This is a genomic window from Izhakiella capsodis, from assembly GCF_900115045.1.
In the GTDB taxonomy this organism is placed as follows: Bacteria; Pseudomonadota; Gammaproteobacteria; order Enterobacterales; family Enterobacteriaceae; genus Izhakiella; species Izhakiella capsodis.
The window spans coordinates 89,937-116,299 of record NZ_FOVC01000010.1 but is presented as its reverse complement, the minus strand read 5'-3'; the positions used below and the strand labels follow the sequence as shown (position 1 = coordinate 116,299).

At 49.2% G+C, this 26,363-nt stretch carries 22 protein-coding genes and 2 pseudogenes; 14 read left to right on the top strand and 10 right to left on the bottom strand.

The genetic code is table 11. The features are described from left to right. Positions 1 to 139: 139 nt before the first annotated feature. Positions 140 to 2,678, bottom strand: a pseudogene (gene tssH, locus BM191_RS13450) (type VI secretion system ATPase TssH); the annotation flags it as partial. Between the two features lie 357 nt (positions 2,679 to 3,035). Between tssH and tssF the strand changes: the two are divergent. The 11 genes from tssF to ghrB all read left to right on the top strand — a co-directional run bounded on the left by tssF (position 3,036) and on the right by ghrB (position 14,827). Further along, entirely contained in the window at positions 3,036 to 4,916 is a 1,881-nt protein-coding gene (gene tssF, locus BM191_RS13445; RefSeq protein ID WP_092879014.1) for a type VI secretion system baseplate subunit TssF, read from the top strand. A 1-nt stretch (position 4,917) separates the two neighbouring features. Next, positions 4,918 to 5,952, top strand: a complete 1,035-nt coding sequence (gene tssG / locus BM191_RS13440; RefSeq protein WP_092879012.1) for a type VI secretion system baseplate subunit TssG — start codon at positions 4,918 to 4,920, stop codon at positions 5,950 to 5,952. Between the two features lie 50 nt (positions 5,953 to 6,002). Next, entirely contained in the window at positions 6,003 to 7,070 is a 1,068-nt protein-coding gene (locus BM191_RS13435) for a type VI secretion system protein TssA (protein WP_092879010.1), read from the top strand. Between the two features lie 2 nt (positions 7,071 to 7,072). After that, complete coding sequence (locus tag BM191_RS13430) at positions 7,073 to 7,765, top strand: fimbrial protein (RefSeq protein WP_092879007.1); 693 nt, start codon at positions 7,073 to 7,075, stop codon at positions 7,763 to 7,765. 32 nt (positions 7,766 to 7,797) lie between these two features. After that, positions 7,798 to 9,123, top strand: a complete 1,326-nt coding sequence (locus BM191_RS13425; RefSeq protein ID WP_092879005.1) for a GlcNAc-transferase family protein — start codon at positions 7,798 to 7,800, stop codon at positions 9,121 to 9,123. Beyond that, positions 9,120 to 9,746, top strand: a complete 627-nt coding sequence (locus tag BM191_RS13420; protein WP_092879003.1) for a hypothetical protein — start codon at positions 9,120 to 9,122, stop codon at positions 9,744 to 9,746. Before BM191_RS13425 ends, BM191_RS13420 begins: the two co-directional genes overlap by 4 nt. Continuing rightward, positions 9,746 to 11,380 carry an OmpA family protein gene (locus BM191_RS13415; RefSeq protein WP_092879001.1) on the top strand — a complete coding sequence of 545 codons (1,635 nt, stop codon included), beginning with the start codon at positions 9,746 to 9,748 and terminating at the stop codon, positions 11,378 to 11,380. Before BM191_RS13420 ends, BM191_RS13415 begins: the two co-directional genes overlap by 1 nt. 5 nt (positions 11,381 to 11,385) lie before the next feature. Then, positions 11,386 to 11,856, top strand: coding sequence for a DcrB-related protein (locus tag BM191_RS13410; RefSeq protein WP_092878999.1), 471 nt, complete (start codon positions 11,386 to 11,388; stop codon positions 11,854 to 11,856). A gap of 145 nt (positions 11,857 to 12,001) precedes the next feature. Continuing rightward, positions 12,002 to 12,658 (top strand): helix-turn-helix domain-containing protein, encoded by a 657-nt coding sequence (locus BM191_RS17585; protein ID WP_092878997.1) that lies wholly within the window; start codon positions 12,002 to 12,004, stop codon positions 12,656 to 12,658. A gap of 377 nt (positions 12,659 to 13,035) precedes the next feature. Next, the gene (locus tag BM191_RS13400; protein WP_092878995.1) at positions 13,036 to 13,599 is read left to right on the top strand and encodes a DNA-3-methyladenine glycosylase I; all 564 of its coding nucleotides are present in this window, start codon (positions 13,036 to 13,038) and stop codon (positions 13,597 to 13,599) included. Positions 13,600 to 13,849: 250 nt separating this feature from the next. Then, on the top strand, positions 13,850 to 14,827 hold the full coding sequence (gene ghrB / locus BM191_RS13395) for a glyoxylate/hydroxypyruvate reductase GhrB (protein WP_092878993.1): 978 nt from the start codon (positions 13,850 to 13,852) through the stop codon (positions 14,825 to 14,827). A gap of 319 nt (positions 14,828 to 15,146) precedes the next feature. Here ghrB and ibpA read toward each other — a convergent pair whose 3' ends face one another. Next, positions 15,147 to 15,563, bottom strand: a complete 417-nt coding sequence (gene ibpA / locus BM191_RS13390) for a small heat shock chaperone IbpA (protein WP_092879054.1) — start codon at positions 15,561 to 15,563, stop codon at positions 15,147 to 15,149. A 290-nt stretch (positions 15,564 to 15,853) separates the two neighbouring features. On the opposite strand from ibpA, the gene BM191_RS13385 reads away from it, so the two are divergent. Further along, positions 15,854 to 16,216 (top strand): YceK/YidQ family lipoprotein, encoded by a 363-nt coding sequence (locus BM191_RS13385; protein WP_092878991.1) that lies wholly within the window; start codon positions 15,854 to 15,856, stop codon positions 16,214 to 16,216. Here BM191_RS13385 and BM191_RS13380 read toward each other — a convergent pair. The 8 genes and pseudogenes from BM191_RS13380 to BM191_RS13345 form a co-directional block, all read right to left on the bottom strand. After that, on the bottom strand, positions 16,200 to 17,462 hold the full coding sequence (locus BM191_RS13380) for a DUF3748 domain-containing protein (protein ID WP_092878989.1): 1,263 nt from the start codon (positions 17,460 to 17,462) through the stop codon (positions 16,200 to 16,202). The genes BM191_RS13385 and BM191_RS13380 overlap by 17 nt on opposite strands. Positions 17,463 to 17,624: 162 nt before the next feature. Further along, a pseudogene (locus BM191_RS13375) lies at positions 17,625 to 18,026 on the bottom strand (DDE-type integrase/transposase/recombinase); the annotation flags it as partial. A gap of 116 nt (positions 18,027 to 18,142) precedes the next feature. After that, on the bottom strand, positions 18,143 to 18,820 hold the full coding sequence (locus BM191_RS13370; protein ID WP_092878987.1) for an SDR family NAD(P)-dependent oxidoreductase: 678 nt from the start codon (positions 18,818 to 18,820) through the stop codon (positions 18,143 to 18,145). 1 nt (position 18,821) lies between these two features. After that, positions 18,822 to 19,292: a YhcH/YjgK/YiaL family protein gene (locus BM191_RS13365; RefSeq protein ID WP_092878985.1), complete on the bottom strand. Its 471-nt coding sequence runs from the start codon at positions 19,290 to 19,292 to the stop codon at positions 18,822 to 18,824. Continuing rightward, complete coding sequence (locus BM191_RS13360; RefSeq protein WP_092878983.1) at positions 19,289 to 20,455, bottom strand: sialidase family protein; 1,167 nt, start codon at positions 20,453 to 20,455, stop codon at positions 19,289 to 19,291. The genes BM191_RS13365 and BM191_RS13360 overlap by 4 nt, the downstream gene beginning before the upstream one ends. Position 20,456: 1 nt before the next feature. Beyond that, positions 20,457 to 21,869, bottom strand: a complete 1,413-nt coding sequence (locus BM191_RS13355; protein WP_092878981.1) for a sodium:solute symporter family protein — start codon at positions 21,867 to 21,869, stop codon at positions 20,457 to 20,459. 79 nt (positions 21,870 to 21,948) lie between these two features. Then, on the bottom strand, positions 21,949 to 22,833 hold the full coding sequence (locus BM191_RS13350) for a dihydrodipicolinate synthase family protein (RefSeq protein WP_092878979.1): 885 nt from the start codon (positions 22,831 to 22,833) through the stop codon (positions 21,949 to 21,951). Further along, the gene (locus BM191_RS13345; RefSeq protein ID WP_092878977.1) at positions 22,826 to 23,995 is read right to left on the bottom strand and encodes an iron-containing alcohol dehydrogenase; all 1,170 of its coding nucleotides are present in this window, start codon (positions 23,993 to 23,995) and stop codon (positions 22,826 to 22,828) included. Before BM191_RS13345 ends, BM191_RS13350 begins: the two co-directional genes overlap by 8 nt. Positions 23,996 to 24,166: 171 nt before the next feature. On the opposite strand from BM191_RS13345, the gene dtnK reads away from it, so the two are divergent. Together dtnK and BM191_RS13335 are read left to right on the top strand one after the other, a co-directional pair. Continuing rightward, on the top strand, positions 24,167 to 25,384 hold the full coding sequence (dtnK, locus tag BM191_RS13340) for a D-threonate kinase (RefSeq protein WP_092878975.1): 1,218 nt from the start codon (positions 24,167 to 24,169) through the stop codon (positions 25,382 to 25,384). Then, positions 25,377 to 26,363 (top strand): D-threonate 4-phosphate dehydrogenase, encoded by a 987-nt coding sequence (locus BM191_RS13335; protein WP_092878973.1) that lies wholly within the window; start codon positions 25,377 to 25,379, stop codon positions 26,361 to 26,363. Before dtnK ends, BM191_RS13335 begins: the two co-directional genes overlap by 8 nt.

Below are 26,363 nucleotides of genomic sequence, written 5' to 3'. Positions count from 1 at the left end.
AGTGATTAAAAATGATTTTATCTTCCATCCACTATAGTTACATTAATTTCACTATTATCGAAATCAACATCAATATTAACGCTACCATGTACTATATCCCCGTGCCGGGCCAGAATTTCTCTGCCTATCTTCGGCAATAAGTTTTTCTCAATGTAACTGATCAGTAGCCTTGCCCCTGTCTCGGCAACCCGGCATTGTGAAACAATATAATCAACAACTGACTCGCTATATGTAAGGTGAAGTTGATGCTGCAAAAATAGGCGTTTACTTATTCTTTCCAGATGCAGCTTCACAATACTATTCAGCGTTCCTGTTTGTAATGGTAGATAAGGAATGACATTCACTCTCCCCAAAAAAGCAGCTGGGAATGTTTTTAATAATATCGGCTGAAGTACCGATAGCAAGGCGGCGGGCGTCGGCGCCGTATCGGGGTCAGAATACAACTGCTCAATGAGATCACTGCCAGTATTGCTTGTTAATAACAACACGCTATTTTTAAAATCAATTAACCGACCCTCACCATCTTCCATCTGACCTTTATCAAAGACCTGATAAAAAAGTTCATGTACGTCCGGATGGGCTTTTTCAACTTCATCCAATAGCACCACGCTATAGGGACGACGGCGCACAGCTTCAGTCAGTACACCTCCCTCACCATAACCAACGTAGCCAGGTGGTGATCCTTTCAATGCAGAAATAGTATGAGATTCCTGATACTCACTCATATTTATCGTGATCAGGTTTTGCTCGCCGCCGTACATATTTTCAGCAATAGCCAATGCCGTTTCCGTTTTACCAACGCCTGATGGACCTACCAGCATAAACACGCCGATTGGCTTACGCGGATCAGCCAAACCAGCCCGAGCGGTCATAATACTTTCACTTAATTGTTCCAGTGCATACTGTTGACCAAAGACATGGTTATTCAGGCGCTGGGGAAGCTCCATAACGGCTCGCATCTCATCTTTCATCATCTGGCCAACCGGTATTCCAGTCCAGTCCCCAACAATGCGCGCAACGGTTTCAGCATTCACCTCCGCCTGAACCAGCGATTGTTCCTGCCGAAGTGAATTGAGTATCTCCTCCTGTTCGGCCAGTATTTGGCGTAATGTCGGCAATACTTCATCATCGTTTTCTATTGCATCAAGGATCTGCTGACGTTGTGCTACTACGCCCTCAACACATTCACGCTCTGCCTGCCAGCGCTGCGCTAAAGCCGCTTGTGATCCCCGGGTTTGCGCAATCGATATCTTTAGCTCATCAATTCTCTGGCCTTGCTCTTTACCTAAGTAGCTCGCTTTCTCAAGCAATTTCAGCTCTTTTTCTGCTATTTCACATTGCCAGTTAAGGTGTTGCAATTCTGCTGGTGGCGTAAATTGCGCCATCGCGACACGCGCACACGCGGTGTCCAGTAAGCTAATGGCTTTATCGGGCAGCTGCCTGGCCGGAATATAACGATGTGAGAGGCGCACTGCAGCTATCACCGCTTCATCCATAATCCAGACATGATGGTGTTTTTCCAGTGCCGGGATCAGACCACGAAGCATAGCCGTAGCGCTCTCTTCTCCTGGCTCCTCAATCTGTAGTACCTGAAAGCGGCGCGTTAATGCGGGGTCCTTTTCAATATGACGCTTAAACTCCCCCCAGGTTGTGGCGCCAACTATCCGAATTTGACCACGAGCCATTGCTGGTTTAAGTAAATTAGCGGCATCCCCGGTTCCCGCATTACCGCCAGCACCAACCAGTGTATGTACTTCATCGATGAATAAAATGATGGGGTCGACGGAAGCGATAGCTTCGTCCAGTACAGATTTCAGACGGGCTTCAAATTCACCTTTCATACTGGCACCCGCAGAAAGGGCAACAATATCCAGCGACAATAAACGGACATTCCGAAGAGTGGGAGGGACCTCTCCGGCCACAATGGCCTGAGCAAAGCCTTCCACAACAGCGGTTTTACCGACTCCAGCTTCTCCCGTCAGCAGTGGATTGTTCTGCCTTCGGCGCAGGAGGATATCGGTCATCGTTGATATTTCATGACTGCGCCCCAATACCGGATCGATCTTACCCTCTTTCGCCAGAGCGGTAAGGTCAGTGGTAAATTGCGCCAGCCTGGCATCGGACTTTTCAGTCATCGCGCTGCTGGCTTCTCCCGGTATAGATCCATCATAAAAGACGCTGCCGTCTCTCGTTGTCTCCTCGTTCTCTGGTGAGTCACGCGTGATATAATTTAAATCGCTACTCAATACCTCGAGATCAATATTATTAAGGCCCGGTAATATTGACAGTAATGCCCGACGCAGTTCCATGTTGGTAAGCACTGCCAGTAACAAATGTCCACTTCGAATACGATTTTCAAAATATTCGAGACTGGCACATACCCAAGCGCGCTCAATCGCCAGTTCTATATGGTAAGAGAAATCAGAAACTGATGTAGCGCCACCTGGCAGTCCCGCTAATACTTGAGCAAGCCCGCGCTCCAGCTCCTCAACATTAATATTGAAGTAGCGAACGATGCATTTAATATCGTTATTCTCATGGTTCCATATCTGATTAACCCAGTGAACAAGTTCAACATAGGGATTACCTCGTAACTTGCACAATGAAGTCGCACTTTCAATAGTATTGAAGAGGGTATAATCCAACTTACCAAATAGATTCTTCCTTAAAACGGCCACAATAGTCCCTTATATAATGAGCGTGAACATCATGATCACTAAAAACAGCAGCATTAATGACTATACCCTGTATTCATCGCTACTTTAACTTAGCGACTTAATTTTCAGAATTAAGGAAAAAAAGCGAAATAATTAAGATTTAAAAAGGAAAAAATCGCTAAATAAATTAAGTAAACTATATACCTAACTATTTAAAATCATTACCATAACTTTTGATTAAATATATGTATTCCAGCTATCAACAGATCAAAAAACAAGGGTGGATTTTTGCACTCAGTAGCAGAAAGGTAAAAGGATGGTTACGCCATCGAAAGCTGTCACTCGCTAAGGGAACCTAACTTCATCATCGGTTGAAAAATGAATAATATTTTTCTGGATTACTATAATAAAGAGCTCACGTTTATGCGTGAAATGGCACGTGAGTTCGCTGAAAAACATCCCAAAATAGCTGGGCGTCTTGGCATGCGGGGCCTTGAAACCGCAGATCCCTTTGTCGAGCGACTCATTGAGTCATTTTGTTTTCTGTCAGCCAGAACGCAAATCAAACTGGATGCAGAGTTTCCCCTTTTTACTCAACGACTATTAGATATAGTCTATCCGAACTATACTGCACCCACGCCGTCAATGGGCGTTGTTCAGCTAACGCCTAATCTTAAAGAGGGTGATCTTACACAAGGCTATCTTGTACCAAGAAATAGCCCTTTTTTTATGCCAATAATAAAAGATGAAGTAACACGCTGCGAATTTCGAAGTGGTCAGGATGTGCAGTTATGGCCGATGAAGATAGTTGAGGCACGTTTAAGCTCGCTGCCGCCAGATATGCCTAAGATGGAAAAATATAATATTCATTCGAACAAATTAAAAGGCGCACTGCGGATTAAATTAAGGTTAAATGGTGATATGAAGTTCTCTCAACTTGAAGGACTAAACAGATTGCCAATTTATATCAGCGGCGATGAAAGAATAGTTTCACATATTTTTGAGCTTATTCATGCCGGGCATGTAGCAACAATAATAAGAGCAGGACAAGGTGATCAGGTAAAAGATAATATTATTAGTAAAGATGCTCTGTCATTCGAAGGTCTGGCTCCAGACCAGGGTGTGCTCCCCGTTACATGGAATATTTTCCATGGACACAACCTGATCCAGGAATATTTTTCCTGTCGACAGCAGTTCTATTTTTTTACCATCACACAGCTTGAAGATAGTCTTAAACACAATGACTCTTCTGAAATGGAAATTCTTATTCTGCTTGACAGGCTGACGCAGAATTTGATTGGTCATATCTCGGCCTCACACTTTCTACTTTACTGTACCCCGGTGATTAATCTTTTTCCACGGCAGCTGGACAAGCTCGAAATTAACCGGGCCTTGAATGAGTTCCATATCGTACCGGATCATAGTCGCCCTCTCGATTTCGAGGTTTTCTCTGTTGACAGAGTGTTTGGTCAGCAAGCCGAAACCAGCAATCAGGTGATATTTAATCCTTTGTATCAAACGCGTCATTGTGACAACGGCAACTTCGGCCGCTATTTTTCCATCACCCGTAAAGCAAGGCGCAGTAACAACGACACCAGAAAATATGACACCCGCGCCTCATATGCAGGAACAGAAGTATTTATATCGTTAGTTGATCAGCAAGAGGCCCCTTACAGCGGTGATATCCGTTATTTATCAATTAACGCACAGGTCACAAACCGGGATCTGCCGATGTTAGTTGCAGCCAGCGGTAACCTCTCACTGACCATACTGGATTCTGCACCGGTTGAAAGCGCGCGGTTTGTTTTTCAACCGAGCACGCCACAACCCCCCTTTGCTGCCGGAGAATCAGCATGGCGGCTCATAAGGCAGCTGAGTTTCAATTATCTTCCGTTATCCGATATGACGCACAGTCAGGGTGGTGAGTCATTACGCAACATGCTGAGACTGTTTATCAGCAAAGTCGATTACGAATCTGACGCCCAAATCAACGCGCTGGTTGGCTGCCATAGCGAACCGGTGATCCGCCGCCTGCCCGGCAGTGGTTTACTCATTTACGGACGGGGTATCCGTTGCACTCTGACCGTGGACGAGGAGGGCTTTTCCGGCGTCAGCCCCTATCTATTTGGCATGATTATGGAGAACTATATCGCCCGTCATGCCGCTATTAACGTTTTCACCGAAACAGAACTCATCTCAATGCAACGTGGCAAAATTGCCCACTGGCCAGCACGTCCTGGCCGACGGGGTGTGTTATAAAATGGCCAATACCGAACAGGACATGACCGCACTCCCGATGGGGCTTAGCAGCTGGTATCAGCCAGACTCGCCGTGGAATAGCGGTTTCATCAGCATCATGCGCGCGATTGCAGCCCGCACGCCCGAATTACCCACGCCGGGCATTGCCGCGCTGCCATCGCAGGAGCGTTTTCGTCTTGGACAGACCGCCCATATGGTGTTCGCTCCCCGTGAGATTGCGCATATCGCACAGCAAAATGACAAGATTAATTTGCATCTGTTTGGATTAGGTGTCTGGGGCCCTCAGGGAGCAATGCCATTACACATTTCTGAACTGGCCTATACTCGCAGTGAAAACCACGACAATACGCTGAATGAATTTGTCGATATTTTCCATCACCGCGCGCTGTCACAATTTTATCGCGCCTGGTCTCTCTCACAGGACACCGCATCACTGGACAGGCAGGCCGAAGACAAATTTTCATTTTATGTCGGTAGCCTTGTCGGTCTGGAGTCCAGAGAGTTACCGCCCAGCGATTTACCGTTACATCCACGCCTTGCTTCTTCTGCACATCTGATACGTGAAGCCCGCAACCCTGAAGGGCTGGTTGGCGCACTTCATTATTATTTTGAAGTCCCCGTGCAAATCAGTGAGTTCGCGGTTCAGTGGATTTTTTTGCAACCCAATGACCAAAGCCAACTCGGCAACAGCGATGCCTGTCTGATGCTGGGTAACGGCGCGATCCTCGGCGATACGGTACAGGATCGTCAGCATAAGTTTCAGCTTATCTTTGGACCGCTCAGTTTACAGCAGTATCTGCGCTTCAGTCCCTGGGGCCAGGATTTACCCGTGCTGCGCGAGTGGGTGCGCAACTTTGTGGGATTTGAATATGCCTGGGAGGTCAAGCTGTTGCTGAAGGCAAATGAAGTTCCCTGTGCCACCTTAGGGGAAATACATCAATTGGGATATACCAGCTGGCTGGAACGCTATGACCATGCAACGCCACTGGCCGGCATGAGTTTCGATCCGGAAATGTATTGCCGGTCCTCAGCATAAAGTTCATTAACGCTTAGTCATATCCAGCAGGAAAAATAAGGAAATAACAGATGTCAGCGCTGAATATAAGCGAGTGCCCGGGATGGTATCGTTCAGTTACAGACACCGTACCAACGGCACCGCCTTGCGGTGAAAGCCTGGAGTATGATCCAGACTTCATTCTGCTGCAAAGAGAGATCCAACCACGACTGGGCGCCGAATATGGCAATTTTGTAGAAGCGGTTGAACCCGTCAATTGGGCAGAGACAGAACGCAATGCTCTCAAACTGTTGCAGCGTTCAATAGACGTACGGTTAGTGATTATTTTGATGCGCTGCCGCTTACGTCAGATCGGGCTTTCCGCTTTGCCAGAAGGTCTGAAAGCCCTGATATGGATGCTAAACACCTGGCCGGAACACCTTCATCCCCAGCTACTGGATGAAGGAGAATTTACGCCAATAATGCGCGCTAATGCTTTTGCCGAACTGGAGTCAAACGAAGGATTTTTGGCCGACATCCGGCAACAAACTCTACCGACCGTTTCAGGATTACATGTCACTATCCGTGATATTGAGCGTGCAAGTAGCTCTCCACGCGACGAAGACGCACTCTCTGAAGAAACACGCCAACTTTTATTACACGAGTGGCAAACCCAGGACCAGCCGCTGATCCAACTGTTTAAGCAAACATTTGAACTCACTCATTTGCTTAAAGAGATGTTGCAACAACAGATGCCCGGAGAAGACGCACCCGAGCTCACTCGCCTGCTTACCTTGTCTGGCTACTTTTTGTCGCCCTCAAATATTGCCTCAGATCCACCGCCAGCGGAGGCGACAGATGAACCCGAACCGCGAACAAAAACCGTAGACAGCAATCCGGAAATTCCCGTGGCCATTCCGGCAGATACTTTACCAATGCCGCCACAAAAAACCGGACGGTTTACAGAAAAAATAACCAGCCGCAATGAGGCGCTACAGCGTTTACGTGAAGTTCGCACCTGGTTTACGCAGGCAGAACCCAGCAGCCCGGTCATTACCTTACTGGCATTCACAGAACAAACCATTGGTAAAAGCTTTACTGAGCTACTTCAGCTATTACCGCCTGAAGTTATCGCTAAAATGACGGCATCACAGGAGTGATTATGTTGAAAAAAAGGCATGCAATATTCTTGATGATCACGATGCTGAGTATGGAGTCGGTAATGGCAAAATGCGTACTGGATACCAAGCCGCCATCAGGAGCCCTTAACAGACTACAACATCCGGCCTTTACCCCCCGGATTGACGCCGATGCATCAGCCGATCTCTCTAAATCCATCGCCGTAAGAGACTTTTCTCGCCGCGAGCGGGTAAGCTTTATTTGCGACCATGACGATGTCAATGGCAAAAATATCTCGCCTCCTTTTCGCCGTATTATCAGCACGCCGGTTTGTCAGATTGATGGGGGAGAAAACGTCGACTTTAATGCGGTATCTTCAGCTGGCCTCATAAAAGGTGTCAGCAGACCCCTTAATTTCGTAATGTCATGTAAAACTGATTACGGTAGCTATTCTGCAACAGCGAAATTAACGACCCCCACACCAACCAGTGATAATAAATATATTCAGGTTGCAGATAGCGCGGGAAATATGGACAGACTCAAAATTCGTATTGATGATAGCAACGGATCTCTGATGCATGTTGACGGCACGAGTTCCGAAGTAATAGAGGGACACAGTAATAGTATACCGGCTCAATTTAAATGGACGGCCACACTGTTAAAAGGCCCGGCACCAGAGATGCCAGCCATGGGTCAATTTTCCACAAGCGCAGAAATAATTTTGCAGTTGAATTAAGGATTGATTCTCTTTTTTGACATGGAAATATTATGGCCGCAGAAGAAACGCTATTCATCAGTATCGCCAGCTATCGCGATCCAGAGTTACTCCCTACTCTACAAGATTTAATCCAGCACGCTCAGTACGCAAATCGTCTGAATATTGCTGTATGCCTGCAAGCAGAGCTGGATATACAACCCTTTATTGACGCAGGGATGATACTTATCGATAGCACGACTCATAAGCAGTTCCCATGCTATCTTTTCCGCTGGCTGGGCGCGTCAGTAAAAATCATCAATGTTCACTATCTGAAAAGTGAGGGGGCCTGCTGGGCACGCCATCTGCTGGACACCTGTTATGATCAGCAGGATTACTTTATGCAAATTGACTCCCACTGTCGTTTTATCCTGCACTGGGATAGTGAAATGATCAGTATGTTGGGATCGCTTCGTCAATTCAGCCAATGGCCTGTTCTCTCTAGCTACCCGCCGGGATATATCCCGGGAGTCAACGAGGTTCGTAAAGATTTCGTCAGCCGTTTGATATTCAATGGCTTCACTGATGAGGGTATCCTTAGCCTGTCATCAAAACCTTTCAGCGCCAGCAGTCCGCAGCGTTGTGGCTATCTCGCGGCAGGCTTTATTTTTGCTGATGGCCATTTTGCCAGCCGTGTGCCCAATGACCCAAACATCTTTTTCATGGGAGAAGAAATTTCAATGTCTGCCCGGGCCTGGCTTCAGGGCTATGATATCTGGTCTCCTCATCGCGTTCTTTTATGGCACTTTTATACCCGTAGTGATGCACCCAAAATTTGGCAGGATCACACCAATGACGCCAAAAGCGCCGGGATAGTCAGTAATGCCTGGTGGGAAAGAGATAAAGCGGCCAAACGCCATGTGCTGAATCAGCTAACGATAGATAAGAACCAAGCTAATAATAACGCCACCCAACGAACGCTACAGGAATATCAATATCGTATTGGTGTCAATTTTAACCAACTGACTATTCATCCGACAATTCTGCCACCGGATTCAGTTAGCTGGTTTGAGAACCTTCCCGATAATGATGATCAATGGCTGGCGTCATTGCGTTTTTTTCATGAAAAAAAACTGCGTCTGGATCATGATGAGATAAATATTAATGATCCGGATGTTGTCTGGTGGCAGATAAGTATATACGCCGTCGATAATACGCCGCTTGCTATCAACAACATGCTACCAAACGCTCTGCAAAGGGGCCCTGAGCAGTCGGATAGCAACATTATCACGCTGGATCTCCGATTCACTACCTCTCAATCAAACCCAGTAACATTTATTCGGTTATGCCCATACCGGAATAAAACAGGCTGGGGATCTGTACTGGAGAAATCCTGGTGAATAAGGAATACTTTGACGAAATCACGGCTACATTGACGTTAATCACCATCGATGGTGTGATTCCTTCATTACTTGAGTTTCAGTATCAGATAAATAAACGCATAGAGAAGCTGAGCGATGCTTTAAGAATGCATGGACATAATGAGCAGTCCGTAGATGCACTGCAGCGTTTAATCTGTCTCGTTATCGACATTCAGACAAAAAAAAACTTAATGCCTCAAGGCATAAAATGGGACGGTTATGAGCTTGAGCATATATTTTACGGCTACAACAACGAAATTTTGTTTGATAGAAGCCATGCTGCTGCTGTTTTTAATATCGAAACATTTGAGATAGCACATTATGCCGTACAGCTAATAACCCTTGCACCGATTCAGTTTAACGATAGAAAAATACAGCAGATGTACATGTCAACAGCGGATGCACTGAACGGATACGCAGATCCGAACTATGTTCAGGGCAGCGAATGTGAAACTACCATCAGTAAGCAAGAAATCAGCTATGAGGAAACAACTGAAAAATGTCGTTTCTGGCTTCCCTTTCTCGCCCAAATTTCAGCGTCCATTCTGTTATTAATAATACTGTGGCTTAGCTGTTGGTACTTTCTGCGAGAGAGTATTTGATGAAGAAAAAAATTTTTTTGATTGCACTGATTGCGATAACCTTTATTACCCTTCTGACCTTTTTTTTGTGTCTGCTTTTTCCGCATTTTATGCCGGAAGTAATGACACCGCTGATGCTGACTGCAATGGTTGCGACCATCGCGATTCAATGTCAGTATCAGTTGCAAATCGGTAAACGACAAATCAGCGAGCAATGTAGTGAATCTTCTGTTAAGCCAGAAAATCCCGTTATCTTATTAATCGGACCCTGTGCTGCGACCTGGTTTAGCAAATCTGACGCTACAGATAACGCCCGCTATGCCGGATCAGCAACCTGGTTACAGATTGGAACCCCGCAGGAGCTGGAGAAGCGCTTAAACTACTTGAATCAGTATGCCAGTAACGCCCCTGTCCATGCGTTTTTTCCCTTTTTACCTGATGATAGTGAAACTGTTGAACTGACAATAAAAAAAATACGCGCCTGGCAGGAGAGGTTCAGAAGCACGCTGACTTCGCACTGTATTCCCTGCACATTTGCTATTTATACAAGGCTTAGCAGTGAACGCCGCAGCCACTCCCCGGATAATGCGACGTGGAGTGATGATCTGGCTATTCAACCCAGAACATCGACTAATTTTGCTCAGGCGCTTAACGATCTTGAATTACACATCCAAAACAGGGCGGCAAATGATTGTAATCATAGCCAAAGAAAAGTGGTCACATTGACACTGCTAGGTTGGATTAAAGTCAGCGGCATTAGCCAGGCGATATCAGATGTCTTTTCACGCTCTTCCTTAGAACTTAATAAGATATTGCTATGTGACTATGGTAATGGCTTCACGCGTCATGGAGCATGGTCAAACTGGCTGGAAAGCCAATATGCCATTTTGCCTTCCCTGGGAACGGGTATTACTCTCCCACCACTGCCTCCTGTCACGATACCCATAAAAAAAATGCCCGTTATTGTAAGAAAAAAAACGCAAATTATCTTGCCTAAACTATATTGGAGCATTTTATTAGTTACCACTCTTCTTGCTGTCAAAATGTTCAGTCATGCCAGATATGAATATCAACAGAACATGGCTTTTGAACAACTGTTACAACGCTGCGCAGCAATAAATAATTTATCAATACATAGATTAGAAAAGCGTATTAACTATCTGGATAATGAATATCAGAGAAGGTCACAGCAGGTATCATCCATTTTATCTCTTCAGTGGAGTTTTATTCCTGAATCTAGTTATTCCAATCAGCTACTGAGTCTCATGACGAAATTGAAATCGATACCAGTACTAAGCACAGCAGGAGCACAAGAGATATTTAATTCCGGCAGCGCCGCGTTACTTCCAGCTGCAGCCAAACAGTTAAAAAACATACTTATGCTTGCCAGGAAGTATCCCAATAATAATTTGCTGATTGTCGGACACTCAGATGACACCGGACGTTCGGATTACAACCTCTTACTATCAAAAAAACGTGCTATTTCAGTGCGCAATTGGTTGCTAGAAAAAAACATTGCTCCGCAAAGATTGAAAATCAGTGCTGCCGGGGATTCTGAGCCAGTTTCAAACAATAGTACTCCGGCAGGACGACAGCATAATCGGCGCATTGAGATACTTATAGTACCACCAGAAATTATGACAAACAGGAGTTAATTATCATGAAAAATACCATGGATTCTTACAATATTTATGAAGGTAACTTTTTAACAACCGCTCCGATTCTTGACAGAACCATAAACATTCTGATGTTTCGCGATCCAAATGATCAAGAGTATCAGATTATTATTAACCGGACAGAGCTGGCAGAGGATCAAACAGTTGAAGACTGGTGTGAGATTGAAATGGAAAATTTGAGGAATAAGCTTCCTGGATTTCAACCTGAGGGAAAATTGCTTAAAGATGCAATTGGACCATTAAAGCTGCCCGTTATCCAGATCGCTAACCGATACTTAAACGATGGAGATATTATCAGGCAGGTTCAGTCAATTATAAGCCTGCCAAAAAATAGCACTTACAATGAAAACGGAAGAGAGATAATAATTTTCAACTTAAATACAAAAAATGAATTCACAGACTATCAGCGGCAACACTATGTTCGTGTAATTAACAGTTTCTCACCAATCATATAAATGAGGAAATCATTAACACTATAAAGAAATAGTTGGCGATTGGATATAACGCCGGTGCTGACTTATCTCATATAAAACTCATTTTCAACGGGAGAGATGATTTTATCAGATTCTATACCGATTATTATCATGTTCCTCCCGCTACATGCCACTGGTCATTATGTTAGAAATAATACTAAAAACGGATAATAACTTTCTTAAAATAGGGCTCTGTGAGATTATATCCCAGGTATTTCATGAAGATGATTTCGTTAAAGGCATAGGACCCTGCAATTACGAAATAAGACATTGTAATGACACGAAAATTTATATTTATGATGACGTCGCTATTATTGCCACGCGTACGCAAGGAGAAACACTCTCTAACAACGAGAACTCCTTCGAACGTAACATATTCATCAGAAATAACAAATCGGATAATGAATTAAATATCGTTGAAAACTTACTGCTCGACGCAACTAAGAAAATCGATGTGTTTTTCCATAAAGATGTATGCAATTTTCATAATAAAGAGAATTTACATAGAAAAAAATTTCATAAACTTTCATTAAGAGAAAAAATAACTTTCGTTCAGACAGGACAAGGGCTAACAAACGAACAGATAGCTATTACTCTTGGTTGCTCAGAGAAAAGCATCTACAATTACAAGAAGAAGTTGATAACCAAACACCATCTTCGCAGTAAACATCATTTTTACCGGGTAGCAACCTGCATAAACCAAAACCCTTCGCTTCAGCGATATAGCTGCTGGGTAATATATAATATTAATTTTTTCAGTAAGCGCACTCATCGCTATGCTTGATGCTTATCATCACAAATCGCCGACAGCGATATTTTTCAAATGGGCTGCATCATTTGCTAAACGCTAATATATTTACCTGCACTGCATCACCTACTTCATAAATGTAGCAAGACCACAGGCAGGTAAATGTGCACTGGGAGTCGCATCCGATCAGCGGCCACTTTCCCGGAGGGTCAACATAGCAGGCTGACGGCTATCAGCATTGAAAGGGAGTTTATAACTGATTTCAACCAGCCAAAATGCGCGCCCGAAAATGAGCCTCATCTGGCATTACATTTTGTCTAGCATTAAATAATTTCGATCCAAACCAAATAGCGGGCTATCTTTAACGGCAATTGAAGCATAAAACATACCGGTAACGATAAGGAGAGTGATTTATGCAACGCTGTGGCTGGGTGACAAACGACCCCATTTATCTGCAGTATCACGATAACGAATGGGGTATCCCGCAAACCGACCGGCAGGCGCTATTTGAAATGATTTGTCTTGAGGGACAACAAGCCGGTCTCTCATGGATTACCGTACTAAAAAAACGCCAGAATTATCGTGATGCTTTCTATCACTTTGATCCACATGCGGTGGCATTAATGGATGAGGAAGATGTTGAACGCCTGATGCAAAATGCCGGCATCATCCGCCATCGTGGCAAAATTACGGCAATCATCTCCAATGCCAGAGCGTTACTGGCAATGGAAAGTAGAGGGGAAGCATTCGCAGAATTTGTCTGGTCATTTGTCGATAACCAGCCACAGCTTCATCACTATGCGGACTACCGCGAGGCTCCCACAACCAGCGACGTTTCAGAAGCGCTATCCCAATCGCTTAAAAAACACGGATTCAAATTTGTTGGCTCAACGATCTGCTACTCGTTTATGCAGGCCTGTGGGCTGATTAACGACCACGTTACCGGCTGCTTCTGTCATCCGCATAACCTAAAATAATCGCCCTCCGACATGATTTCCATGTCTGTTATTATGTCAAACTCAATGCTGTGCCACCCTGTAGAGTAAGTTACTTTCTCTCTCAGATCACTGGCGCTATCTCCTTATCGTTTTATCAGCGCTTCTGATTGTCGTGGTGCTAACGATTATCGCCATCAGCGGCAGCAAGCGTAAGGTATAGGCAGGCGATGCCTGGCACGCCTGATAATGAGCCGCCTGCACGTTGCAACCTAATTTACCGGGAGAAATCATGAAGCCTGCCATCATTCTGTCTAAAACGTTACCTGATGACTTACGCCAGCGGCTGGATGCGCATTTCAACGTTACCGACATTGACGGCCTGACGCCGGAAAACCTCGATAAATATGCCCACGCTTTTCAGCAGGCTGAAGGACTGCTGAAAAGCGGTGGTCAGGTGGACGCAACATTACTGGCGGCCGCACCGAGACTACGTGCAGTCTCTACCATTTCAGCAGGCTATGACAATGTCGACGTTGAAGCGCTAACTCAACGCGAGATTGTACTCATGCATACGCCCACGGTGCTAACTGAAACCGTTGCCGATATCATGATGGCGCTGGTGCTGGCATCCGCTCGCCGGGTAGTTGAGCTGGCCGAATTTGTGAGAGCAAACGGCTGGGACGGCAGTATCAGTCCTGAACTGTTCGCCATCGATGTGCATCACAAGAAAATGGGCATTCTTGGTATGGGCCGCATCGGTATGGCGCTGGCACAGCGAGCCCATTTTGGTTTTAGTATGGATATTCTTTATCACGCACGTAAGCCACATTCTGAAGTCGATAGCCGCTATAAAGCCCGTTATACCGACCTTGAAACGCTGCTACGCGAATCTGACTTCGTCTGCATCAGCCTGCCGCTTACTGAGCAAACCTATCATCTGATTGGACGCGACCAGCTGGCTATGATGAAAAAAAGTGCCATTCTGATTAACGCCGGGCGCGGTCCGGTGGTGGATGAGTCGGCGCTGATTGAGGCGCTGAAACAGGGTGCTATTTATGCTGCCGGGCTGGACGTGTTTGAAGAGGAACCGTTGCCGATGAATTCCGCACTGCTTTCGCTGCCGAACGTTGTCGCACTGCCCCACGTAGGTTCCGCTACCCACGAGACTCGCTACGGCATGGCGCGTGACGCCGTTGATAATTTGATTGCGGCGCTGAGTGGTAAGGTGGAAAAAAACTGTGTGAATCCACAGGTGCTGAAGTCGTAAGCTGCCGGCCGATTAGCAGCACAATCAGAGAATGATTTGCTATAAAGCGATTGCTGATATGACAACCTGGGAGCCCTGCGAATTAAAATGAAGGGGTTAACATACTGATTGATACGTTGCTATTCAACAAGTCATATTCCGTGAAGCTGCAATGATTCGCTACGGCGCGTTAACAATCATGGGTTGCAGTTTCTATGATACAGCTCAGTCAGGCATACAGTCGCTATCTGAGAAATAAAAACCCTCACGTTGACGCAACGTAAGCACGGACGCTGAGAAGAGAAAGGGCGGGATTCCCCCCCGCCCGGTGTTTTGACGATTATTTCAGGATTTCAATACGACGCGGCTTCATCGCTTCGGGCACAATGCGCTCCAGATCGATGTACAGAAGGCCCAGCTCCAGGCGGGCATCACGTACCTGAACGTGATCGGCCAGCTGGAATTTGCGCTCAAAATTGCGCTCGGCAATTCCCTGATAGAGATAGGTTTTTTCGGGCTGCTCTTCAGGATGGGAACCGCGCACGGTCAGCAGGTTGTCATGGGCAGTGATATCCAGCTCATGCTGGGCAAAACCCGACACAGCAATAGTAATCCGGTATTTATTCTCTGAGACAAGCTCAACATTGTACGGAGGATAACCACCGTTACTTTGATTCTGGTTAGATTCAAGCAGGTTGATCAGACGATCAAAACCAATGGAAGAACGGTATAACGGGGCGAGGTCAAAGTTACGCATATTTAACTCCTGATAATCAGCAAGATTTAACATTTACCCTCCGGAATGGACAGGTAAGCGGTTCGGAATGACTGCCCTGTCGGCACAGCACTTCTGAACCATGTCAATAAAATGGCGCCTGATACGCAGTTTTCAAGATAAAGAAGCGTTTTTTTTTAGTCAAAATTTATGGATAGCATACACTCAAGGAACTGTAACCCGTAGAGCCAGAGCCAACACCGTGGCCGAAATGGTCTTCCGTAAAGCGGTAACTTAACTCAGCCTGGTGAGCAGGACTGTAGGGATATAAAATGATAGCGCTAAAAATAACGCGTAAGGCGGGAATAGTGATCTGTCTTTCGCTGGTCGGTAGCGGTTGCTCCAGTATTATGACCCATACCGGCCCCGATCAAGGCTATTATCCTGGTACCCGAGCCTGCGGCGATATGATTGCCGACAGCAATAACAGCTGGCCGTTACGTTCGCTGGCCGCTATCGATCTCCCCTTCTCTGCACTGATGGACACGCTGCTGCTGCCAATGGACTATTTTCGCAGCGGCAAGGACAAAAGTCAGGATTCACTACGGGAGCGGGTTCTGCGCAGTGAAAAGCGGTCAGGCACCAATGAAAGCCTGTCTCAGTCAGCGCCGCTGACGGTTAATGAGCATCAGTGATAACGATTTGTTGCCAGCCATCAACCTGACGCAGAAAAGCGATATAGCGCCCGTCTGGTGACCAGACTACCGCTTCGCTGCCGGGAGGCTGATCGCTACGTATTGTCAAGCGCTGCATTTCACCGCTGTGCGCCTCAACCGCCATTACACTGTTATCACAGATAATTGCCAGCCGCCCGCCCTGTGGATGCCAGCTGAACGCTGACTGCATTGACCATTTGCTACGGGTTATCTGGCGCGGAGCACCTCCACAGGGTGATACCCCCCAAAGCTGCACCACCCCCTGCTCATCTTTCATCAAAAAAGCGATTTCACTGCCATCAGGCGCACTACGCAACCAGTGGCGCGGCTGGTTGACGATACCTGGCCAGCGGCGACGATGGCTGAACGTCAGGCGGCGCTGAGTAATCCCTGCCGGCGGTGCGGGCAGGCGGGCAGGCGTACCCTGTAGCGGATAAGCGCCGGCAATGGCAAATTCAGCATCCGCGAGCGGCAGATCGACGATAAACACTTCCGCTACCGTGTCGCCATTTTCGTTGCGCGTATCGCCTATGAACGCTAAGGCCGAATACTGACGGCGACCATCCGCACGTAAATAACCACGCTGGCCCACCCATCCTTCCTCGTAAGCCCGGCTTATATCATCACTACCCGGACGCGGAGCCGATGTCGTCTGGCTGACCAGCACGCAAAAGTGACTACCGTCATATTCACGCGGATGCCGTCTGGGCGTTCGAACAGCGCCAAGCGGCACCGCCACACCAACATTACGCACATCTTCTCGGAGATCACGCTCGCGCATAACCTGATCGTTGTAAGTAAAGCTTATGCGCCTGCCATCCGGGCTGTAAACGTGAACATGGGTACCGCCACGCAAAGCGCCCGGGGTAAAAGGCGGGGTGATATCACAGGCATCCAGCGTATGCGCTACGCCGCCCTGGACGACCACACCACGGCGATGATGAAAATCATAATGCCCGCGTTGTTCGGGATATTCCGGACCGTGGATCGCCAGATAACGTTGAGGGTGCGTGGGACTGGCAGTCACCACCCCCACGTGCGCTCCGTGGCACGCAGTATAAAGTACCTCGCTTTCGCCACTCAGGTTAACGCGCTCCAGCGTCAGGCCGGTAAAGGAGGATTGCGACGGTCGCACGTCATAAACCAGCCACTGGCTGTCGGCCGTCCAGACATTAATGTTGGTGAGTTGGTGATTTCGCGCCGCGATAGTAAGCTGTTTTTCCATACTGAAACGTCCTGAATGAGTTTACTGTCGACAAGCTACGCGAATTTACCGCCCGGTGCAGCCCTTTAACCAACCGGCTTCACTTATCCGACCAGCACAATAGAGGCTCTGCCACATCAAGGTTGGCTGGTTGCCGTAACTTCGACTGATTTTTTTCATAGCCAGCCGATAAAACTGTTCTGCCTGGGATGAGCTATCCCCGTGCGGAGTTCGGTACTGCCCTTTACGCGACAGATGTATCAGTCCAATGCCAGCCAGAAGTGTCTGTGCCCGCCGGAATGATTTGAATCCGGTCATCAGCTTAATTTGTCTTCTGATATTGCGGTGGTCCTGCACCACCAGGTTGTTCAGGTATTTGCTCTGCCTGATGGTGATGGTTTCTTCTTCCGGCCTGCCGGCGTTCAGCGTGCTCAGGGCTGCGGTGCTGGCACCACGGTTATCGCGGGTCACCACTGCTGGTTCACCGTGATGGCGAATGACCATGCAAAAGAAACGCAGCCCCGCTGTTGCCTCCCGCCTGGCTGTCAGTAGAAAGTCAATGGTCTGCCCTGAGCTGGATGGGGCACTTCGCGATGAAGACAAAGGGTATCTTGCACCACGCAAAGCACCCGGTCCGCTGCCTGAGACCTCTGATGGGAGGCGAAAATAAACGGTGAGCTGGCTATTTTTTTAGCTGGCGCTCATGCCAGCGAGGCGCCACCACATATCACAATCTCCTGTCCGGTAATAGCAGCGGATGCCTCACTCAGTAAAAAACCGACCAGGCTGGCAACTTCCTCCGGAGCGATGAACCGACCAATCGGCGGGCATTTTGGCGGAGACGTTTCCCGCCCCGGCGCGAGTAACATCGGCGTTTGTGTCGCCCCCGGAGCGACCACATTTGCGGTGATCCCTCTTGGGGCAAGTTCCGCAGCCCAGCTTCTGACCATCCCCACCATCGCCGCTTTGGTAGCAACATACTGCGAACGTCCTGCCGCACCACTGGATGTTCTGCTGCCTATTGCGACAAAGCGCCCTCCTGCTGACATGCGGGGAGCAAAATAGTTAAACAGGATCTCACAGGCCTGCACGTGCAGTCGCCAGAGAGACGTACTGGTCTCGTTAGTCAGTTGCCCCAGCGGTGCAGCGGCCATCATCCCTGCGGCATGTATCACCGCTTCAGGCGGTGAGAGGTGCGACAATACCAGACTGAACGCCTCAGGATCGGTGATATCAACATTAAGACTGGTGAAATGAGGCGTGTCCAGCGAGACAATACGTCGGCTAAGCCCGGTGACCTGCCAACCATCGGCCAGTAAATGTTTCACGATCGCTTCACCAATGCCGGAGCTGGCTCCGGTAACCACGGCGTGGCGCATTTCAGATCTCCAGCATCGATCGGGGGATTTTAAATACCGCTTTGCGCACCGTCATGGGCGCCCTCACGGCGCACAGCGCCTGGTGTGGCTCCCCTGGGTAAAAGACCGCAAAATTACCTGCGCCGAGACGGATAGCGACATCAGGCTCACAGCCTGATGCGATAAACAGATCCGGTTTGCGCTCTTCGTCATCCGGCTGACCAACGGGCAGCGCTCCGGCATAAATCAGCTCGTCACCCGTTAACACAATCTGAATATCAGCAAACTGGTGATGATACTCCGTGTGCCGCTGCGCGCGCGGCTGCGTTTGCGCCGGGCCGATATGGCAGAACCATGCCGCATTTTTCCTCTGCCAGCGGCCATCATCACGGGCGCTCAGCGTCTGCAGAGTACAATCCGAATGAGAAAGCAGCGCGAACAGCGCTGGAGGCAACCCTGCCAGCGGCAGCGCGTTGAGATGCCCAATAATCATTCTTCTCCCTTAATCCATTCCGGCGTCACATGTACATACTTGATAGCCTGGCGGAAATAGGTATACGCGATATGCAAACTGCCGTCAGAGCCTTGCTTAATGCTTGGGTAAGAGAATTCACGGTTCAGCTTTTCCATCGAGTTGTTGGTCATACAATAGCCATCGCCTTCATCCAGATGACGTTGCCATGGCCAGCTGTTCCCGCCGTCTGGTGAAATAGCAACCGTCATCGGCGCACGAGGCGCGCCCCAGAAAGCCGCCCGGCCGCTGGTGACGACCGGCTCTTTGCGGCCATCACCATCGTCAATTTCATCGTACAACGAAGCGCGACGTTCCAGCGCACCGGCTGCGTTCATGGGGTTAAACACCAGCGCCAGTTCACCGCTTGTCAGCGTCGTAACCTGAATTGACGAATTGTTATTGGGCAGTTCTGTCGGTTCCGGTACTGACCAGCTTTCGCCGTTGTCAATCGAACGGCTGTAATAAATATTATCTGCCCAGCGGCTACGGAATAAGGCTACCAGGCTACCGTTGTGAAGCGGCGTGATGTTCATATGTACGCAGCCCACACTTTCCGGGACCTCGACATCGCGCCAGGTTTTTCCCCGATCCTGAGAAATTTTTACCGCGCTGATATCGTCGTTGCCGACCCACTTCTCGCCCGGCTGCGTACGGCAGTAAAACACCGGGAGCAACCAGTTACCATTATCCAGTACCACGATCGGCTGACGGATAAAAGTACCAGGCTTGTCGAGTAGGGTCTTAATCTCTCCCCAGCTGTTGCCCAGATCGTGAGACTGACGATAGCGCACAATGGCTGTGTCCTGATTGCCGGAGACTTGCGCGGTCCACAATAACCAGAGTACGTTGTCAGGAGCCTGGAACAGCACCGGGTTCTGCTCAGAGCGCGTCGCGTCGTGCGATAGCTTTACCGCATCGCTCCACTGCTGGCTGCCACGGGCCAGGCGCGAGCCCCATATGGAGATATCAGCAATGCCTTCCTGAGTACCGCCAAACCAGACGCACATCAGCGAGCCATCCGGCAGCGGCAGGAGATTGGCCGCATGGTTCTGTGGGCAGGAAGAAGGCAGCATAGCGCTCTCCCTATGAACATCCTGCGGTTGTGGGCGGACAATTCCATCCCGGATTACAGTTACAGACATATCAGACTCCATTATTTTCTGCGGGGAGGGGCGCTTTACCCACGACTTTCCCCGGAATAAAGCGGTCAATCACCATGATCAGAGCCGGCGTCACCAGAGCTATATACATATTGTTGATGCCAAACGGGTTGCCCAGCAGATACCAGATCGAGGTCACTACGCAGGCACCAATCAGGCCGGCGTTAGCACCGCGAGTGCTGCGAAAGAAAGGGGCATAGAACGCGATAACGGCAACAACGGAAATCGACAGGCGTATGGCGCGGGTAAAGAACGACAGTTTCAAGATTTCAGGCACCAGCAGAACAAATATCAGCGGTAAAAAACCGATCAGCAGAGAGATCCAGCGGGTGGCCTTAAACTCCTGCTCAGGCGTCGGTTTGCGCATCGGGACGTAAAAGTCTTTCACTATCAGCGAAGCGATTGCCAGGGCAACAGTACTGACGCTGACGAAGATCGACGCTACCAGCGAGGTGGTCACGATACCCGCCAGCCAGGGGTTCATATACTGAAGGAAGACTGGCAGTGCATACAGGCTATTGATCCCCGGATGCAGATATTTTGCCGCCACGCCAATCACCGCAATAGCCAGCGCAATTGGCAGGCAGAAGAAGAACGCAACCCAGGTCGCACGCTTGGCGGCTTTAACGTCTTTAGTGGATGAGACCGCCTGAATCACAAACTGGGTACAGAAGATAGAGCCGATAGTACCGATAAGCCACGCGAAGATGGTCGAGGCGCCGAGTTTGCCGTCCCAGGTCCAGTAAAAGCTCGGCATGTGTTTAATCATCGGCGTGAAGCCGCCGGTTTTAAACAGCGCAAAGCCCATGATGGCCAGAATACCGAAGTATTTCAGTGCACTGTGTAATACAGTGACCCAAGCCACACCTTTCATGCCGCCGAAGGCAAAATAGAAGGTGCTGACGACAGCCGTTATAAAGGCGGCCTCCGGCAGATTCACCTTCAAAACCGTTGAAATGGCCGCTGCGCCGCTCACGTAGTTGCCTACGTTAACCAGAAGCAGGGCGTAGATCATGATAATGGAGATAATATTTTTGGTGCTGTTGCCGTACTTCTCGGCTATCGCCCCGGAGATAGTGATTTTTCCAGTGTTATAGATACGCTTTACCAGCAGCAGGCCGAACAGCGGGAAACCAATCGCCGCGCCGATGACAGACCAGCTTGCGGCAAAGCCGCTTTCAAATGCGGCCTGCGCCGTACCGATGGTAGAGTTGGCACCGATATACTCAGACATCAGCAGGATCCCAACGATAAACGCCGGCATCACGCGGGAGCCTTCCATAAAATCGCCGGAGTTTTTACTGCGGATACGAAAGGTCAGCCAGGTTGTAAACAGGATGTAGACAACGACAATACCGACAATAATAAGGGTATTTTCAGCGGTAAAATGATTCATCTTTGCCTCTCTTCTGGGCGAGTGAATGTGGGGCACACTGACCTGTACCCTGAATTCTTATTGACTAAGCTGGCGCCGTTTACTTAAGGGGCGTTTCGACTATCCGGCGTATCTGCAACAACTGCTGCTCGCTAAATATGACGGCATAACGGCTCTCTCCGACATCCTCACCCATCAGCTGCAGCGCTTTTTTAACTGCGGCAGGAGAGAAGGCCACGTTGTATAAGTCAGTACGCAATTGGGTGACGCTCTTCTGTGCCTGGCAGGAGCCATCGATGTCGCCAGCATTGAAACGCGCCCAGATGGCGTTAATCGCAGCCGGTGCCACGTTTGCCAGCCCGGAAATACAGGCAGAACACCCATCAACAAATCCTTGATGGATGAGGGAGTCCGGGCCATTCAGCACATCAAAATCCGTAATATCGCTGACCGCATTGAGGAAGCCGTTCAGGCTCTCGTAACTCCCGGCACTGTCTTTAATACCGATAATGTTCGGGTGTCCGGCCAGGGTCCTGGCGGTTTCTGGCTCAATGGTGTTGCCAGTCCGCGCCGGAATGTTGTAGAGGAAAACCGGTACGTTTAGCGCATCGGCGATGGCCGTATAGTGCGCGATCAGTTCAGCCTGTTTTAACGGAACGAACCAGGGGGTAATGGCCGAGACGGCATCCACGCCCAGCGACGCAATCTGTTTACCGAGACGAATGGTTTCGCGGGTCGAGATCTCACCGATATGTGCCACAACGGGCGCGCGCCCGGCCACGGTCTCCACACAGGTGCGGGTCAAGGCGATTTTCTCCTGTTCCCTCAACACAAAGAACTCGCCGTTTGTACCCCCGCAAAAAATGCCGTTACCTGCGCCAAGTTGACGTTCAATCTGCCGCTTCAGACCCATCAGATTAAGGGCGCCATCTGCGTCAAAGGGTGTGACAATCGCCGTCAGAACGCCCCTGATGTTGTTACGCATTACTCACTCCTTCGATTTCAATTTTAGGAAACAGCGTCCGGTAAATGGCTTGCACATCGTCGTGATTCACCTGACAAGGCGCGTTATTGATCAGACGCTTAACGTTAAGCGCGGCCTCGCTCAACGCGGCGATCTCCTCGCGCGGAACGCCAAGTGCTTCGAGGTTATCTGGTAGGTTGAGCCTGCGGACCAGTGCCGCAAAGTACGCCACCAGCGCGTGAGATTTATCCTCATCTGATAGCGAGGTATCTGCACCCGGTACCCGATCCCAAACCTGGGCGAATTTTTCAACTGAATATGGACGAATGACGCGCATACAGGGCGCAAGTAGAATGGCGTTGGCGACGCCGTGCGGCAGGTGATATTTACCGCCTAGTGGATAAGAAAGTGCATGAACCAGATGTGTTCCTGCATGGGCAATGGCGACGCCGCCGTAGTATGAAGCCCACAGCATCTCAAGCTTCGCCACCCTATTTTCCGGCTCGGCACAGGCAACTTCGATATTATTCAGTAACTTATAAATCCCGATCAGGGCGGCGTTATCGCTCACCGGATTGGCGACTGTCGAGGTGAAACACTCGATCAGATGACAGAGCGCATCGATACCCGTCGATGAGGCAATGTGCGCCGGCATGCTGATGGTCAGTTCCGGTAGCAAGGCGACGTAATCCGGGAGCAGAACGGGAGAGATTATCCCCACTTTGGTGTTTTGCTCTGGAATCGCCAGGATAGCATTTGGCGTCGCTTCCGAGCCTGTCCCGGCAGTGGCGGGGATCAACAAAGACGCGATACGTGCAACGGGTTTTGTCCCCGCCAGCAAACTTTCAAGGCCAGGAGACTGTGGGTGGTACAGCACAGAGAGCAACTTTGCCACGTCCAGTACACTGCCGCCGCCAATCCCCACCACCAAATCGAACGCATCGTTATTTATGCTTCCCATTATCCGGTTGACATCATGGTGGGAGGGTTCAGGGGGAACATTTTCGATAAGAGTGACGCGGCGGTTGTCGCCTTCAAGGAGCGTGCGGATCTGTTTTACCGCTTCCAGCCGCGAGATATTGCCGTCAGTAACCAGTAGAAGATGCTCTTTGCCCGCGAGCAGCGGTCTGATGGCAGGAATGGCGCCTGCGCCGCTAATAATGGTGCTGTTGATGGTTACCACATTTTTCTCCTTCTCTATGTCCATGATTGATTTCGCTCAAAAAATGACAACCATAGTCATCGTAAGGCTAAATTTATAAATTATTCGCAAACTTAATAACTTGAAGTTGCTCACACTTAATCAATTGTGATTAAATATAATCAATGGCGAAGCGGTGAACCTGGAGCGGGGATGAAAGAGAACAAACTGTACCGGGAAGTGGTCGTGGTCGCGGATGACTTTACCGGTGCTAACGATGCAGGTGTCAGCCTGGCGCTGAGCGGCAAAAAGGTGAGCGTGGCGTTTCAACTCCCTTTTCGCGAAGCAACCGATGCGCTGATCATTAATACCGACTCCCGGGCGTTACTGGCGTCAGACGCCGCTAAGAACATTGCTCAGCTTGGGCCAGATATCGTCAATGCGCGATGGCTGGTTAAAAAGATTGATTCAACGCTGCGCGGAAATGTGGGCGCTGAAACCAAAGCCCTTCAGGTGTTAAGCAATAAGCGACAGATCATCTTCGCCCCTGCGTACCCCGCTGCCGGGCGGATCACGCAGCAGGGTAAATGTCTGGTGAATGGCAAACCGGTGAATGAAACTGAATTTGCCAGTGATCCCAAAACCCCCGTACCCTCTGCAAATCTTGCAGACCTTTTTACCGATCTCACTGGCAAAGCCATAACCCTGCACACGCTGGAAGCCGAACTGGCCCAGGGAACGGAGTTGCTCATTGTGGATGCAGCAACCGATGATGATCTGGACGCCATTATCGCCGCCGCGCTGACCTGTACGCAGATGCCATTGCTGGTGGGATCAGCCGGGTTATGCGATGCGCTGGCACGCCATCTTGCCCCCGCTCGCCATAAACAACTGCTGGCGGTAGTCGGCTCAATGAGCGAAGTCGCTCAACACCAGATTGCGCTGATCCAGAAAGCATCGGGCGTTTCGTCGGTCGTCATTGACGTTGAGGATATTCTGCAGGGTAAGACGACGGGATACCTCACGCAGATCGCTCAGGCGCTGGAGGCTGGCCATCACTGCATCGTTCACACCTGCCCGGACCACAATGCACGCTATCAGATTGAACGACTTTGCCAGCGCTACCAGTTAACCCGAGCCGCACTTGGGGAGACGATCTGCGCCTTTTTGGGAGAGCTTACCCGGCATGTGCTGGATGCGGAGACACCGGATGCATTGTATGTCTCTGGCGGCGATGTAGCGATGGCCGTAGCAAAATCGCTAGAGGCTCAAGGTTTTGAAATTACAGGACGTATTGCACGGTGCGTGCCTTACGGCAAATTTTTGGGTTGTGCCTGGCTCCGGCCGGTCATGACCAAAGCAGGGGGCTTCGGAACCGCTGAGACACTGCTTGAGGTTTTGCATTTTATCGAGGAGAGACTGAGTGACTAATATCATTGCGGTAACAATGGGTGACCCGGCGGGCATTGGACCGGAAATCATTATCAAATCTCTTACCGAAGGGGCGCTGTCGGGATCGCCTGTTGTTGTAGTGGGGTGTGCCCGTACGCTGCAGAGGGTACTGAAGCAAGGTATCGTGGAACAGGCTAATATTCGTGTGATCGATAAGGTCAGTGATGCACAATTTTCGCCGAAAGTAATTAACGTTCTGGACGAACCGCTGGCAGATCCTGATGCCCTCAAGCCTGGCATTGTTCAGGCTCAGGCCGGGGATCTGGCCTATCGCTGCGTGAAACGCGCCACCCTACTTGCGATGGCGGGCGAGGTGAAAGCGATCGCGACGGCGCCACTGAACAAAGAAGCGCTGCACCTTGCCGGGCATCACTACCCGGGCCATACCGAGCTGTTGGCGCATTTAACCGGCAGTAAAGACTACGCGATGGTGTTGTATACCGATAAGCTGAAAGTGATTCATATCACCACCCATATTGCGCTGCGTAAATTCCTTGATACGCTCAATCAGGATCGGATAAAAACCGTCATCGGTATTGCGGATACGTTCCTGAAACGCGTGGGTTTCAGTGCTCCCCGCATTGCCGTAGCAGGCGTTAACCCTCATGCGGGAGAAAACGGTCTGTTTGGCGATGAAGAGATCACCCTCGTCGGGCCTGCCGTCGAGGCGATGAAAGCGCAGGGGATAAATGTCACCGGACCTTGTCCGCCAGATACCGTATTTATGCAGTGTCACGAAGGAATGTATGACATGGTCGTTGCGATGTATCACGATCAGGGGCATATTCCGTTAAAATTACTCGGGTTTTATGACGGGGTGAATATCACTGCCGGATTGCCGTTTATTCGCACCTCTGCCGACCACGGGACCGCCTTTGACATTGCGTGGACCGGTAAAGCGAAGTCTGAGAGCATGACGGTATCGATTCAGTTGGCCATGCAAATTACACGGGAATGA

What these genes read in the sequence shown, in the direction of transcription:
- BM191_RS13415 (WP_092879001.1), top strand. Translation starts at nt 9,746, where the DNA reads ATGAAGAAAAAAATTTTTTTGATTGCACTGATTGCGATAACCTTTATT.
- BM191_RS13400 (WP_092878995.1), top strand. Translation starts at nt 13,036, where the DNA reads ATGCAACGCTGTGGCTGGGTGACAAACGACCCCATTTATCTGCAGTAT.
- BM191_RS13360 (WP_092878983.1), bottom strand. Translation starts at nt 20,455, where the DNA reads ATGTCTGTAACTGTAATCCGGGATGGAATTGTCCGCCCACAACCGCAG.
- BM191_RS13435 (WP_092879010.1), top strand. Translation starts at nt 6,003, where the DNA reads ATGTCAGCGCTGAATATAAGCGAGTGCCCGGGATGGTATCGTTCAGTT.
- tssG (WP_092879012.1), top strand. Translation starts at nt 4,918, where the DNA reads ATGGCCAATACCGAACAGGACATGACCGCACTCCCGATGGGGCTTAGC.
- BM191_RS13430 (WP_092879007.1), top strand. Translation starts at nt 7,073, where the DNA reads ATGTTGAAAAAAAGGCATGCAATATTCTTGATGATCACGATGCTGAGT.
- BM191_RS17585 (WP_092878997.1), top strand. Translation starts at nt 12,002, where the DNA reads ATGCCACTGGTCATTATGTTAGAAATAATACTAAAAACGGATAATAAC.
- BM191_RS13380 (WP_092878989.1), bottom strand. Translation starts at nt 17,462, where the DNA reads ATGGAAAAACAGCTTACTATCGCGGCGCGAAATCACCAACTCACCAAC.
- BM191_RS13370 (WP_092878987.1), bottom strand. Translation starts at nt 18,820, where the DNA reads ATGCGCCACGCCGTGGTTACCGGAGCCAGCTCCGGCATTGGTGAAGCG.
- tssF (WP_092879014.1), top strand. Translation starts at nt 3,036, where the DNA reads ATGAATAATATTTTTCTGGATTACTATAATAAAGAGCTCACGTTTATG.
- BM191_RS13425 (WP_092879005.1), top strand. Translation starts at nt 7,798, where the DNA reads ATGGCCGCAGAAGAAACGCTATTCATCAGTATCGCCAGCTATCGCGAT.
- dtnK (WP_092878975.1), top strand. Translation starts at nt 24,167, where the DNA reads ATGAAAGAGAACAAACTGTACCGGGAAGTGGTCGTGGTCGCGGATGAC.
- BM191_RS13385 (WP_092878991.1), top strand. Translation starts at nt 15,854, where the DNA reads ATGATAGCGCTAAAAATAACGCGTAAGGCGGGAATAGTGATCTGTCTT.
- ibpA (WP_092879054.1), bottom strand. Translation starts at nt 15,563, where the DNA reads ATGCGTAACTTTGACCTCGCCCCGTTATACCGTTCTTCCATTGGTTTT.
- BM191_RS13410 (WP_092878999.1), top strand. Translation starts at nt 11,386, where the DNA reads ATGAAAAATACCATGGATTCTTACAATATTTATGAAGGTAACTTTTTA.
- BM191_RS13350 (WP_092878979.1), bottom strand. Translation starts at nt 22,833, where the DNA reads ATGCGTAACAACATCAGGGGCGTTCTGACGGCGATTGTCACACCCTTT.
- ghrB (WP_092878993.1), top strand. Translation starts at nt 13,850, where the DNA reads ATGAAGCCTGCCATCATTCTGTCTAAAACGTTACCTGATGACTTACGC.
- BM191_RS13355 (WP_092878981.1), bottom strand. Translation starts at nt 21,869, where the DNA reads ATGAATCATTTTACCGCTGAAAATACCCTTATTATTGTCGGTATTGTC.
- BM191_RS13365 (WP_092878985.1), bottom strand. Translation starts at nt 19,292, where the DNA reads ATGATTATTGGGCATCTCAACGCGCTGCCGCTGGCAGGGTTGCCTCCA.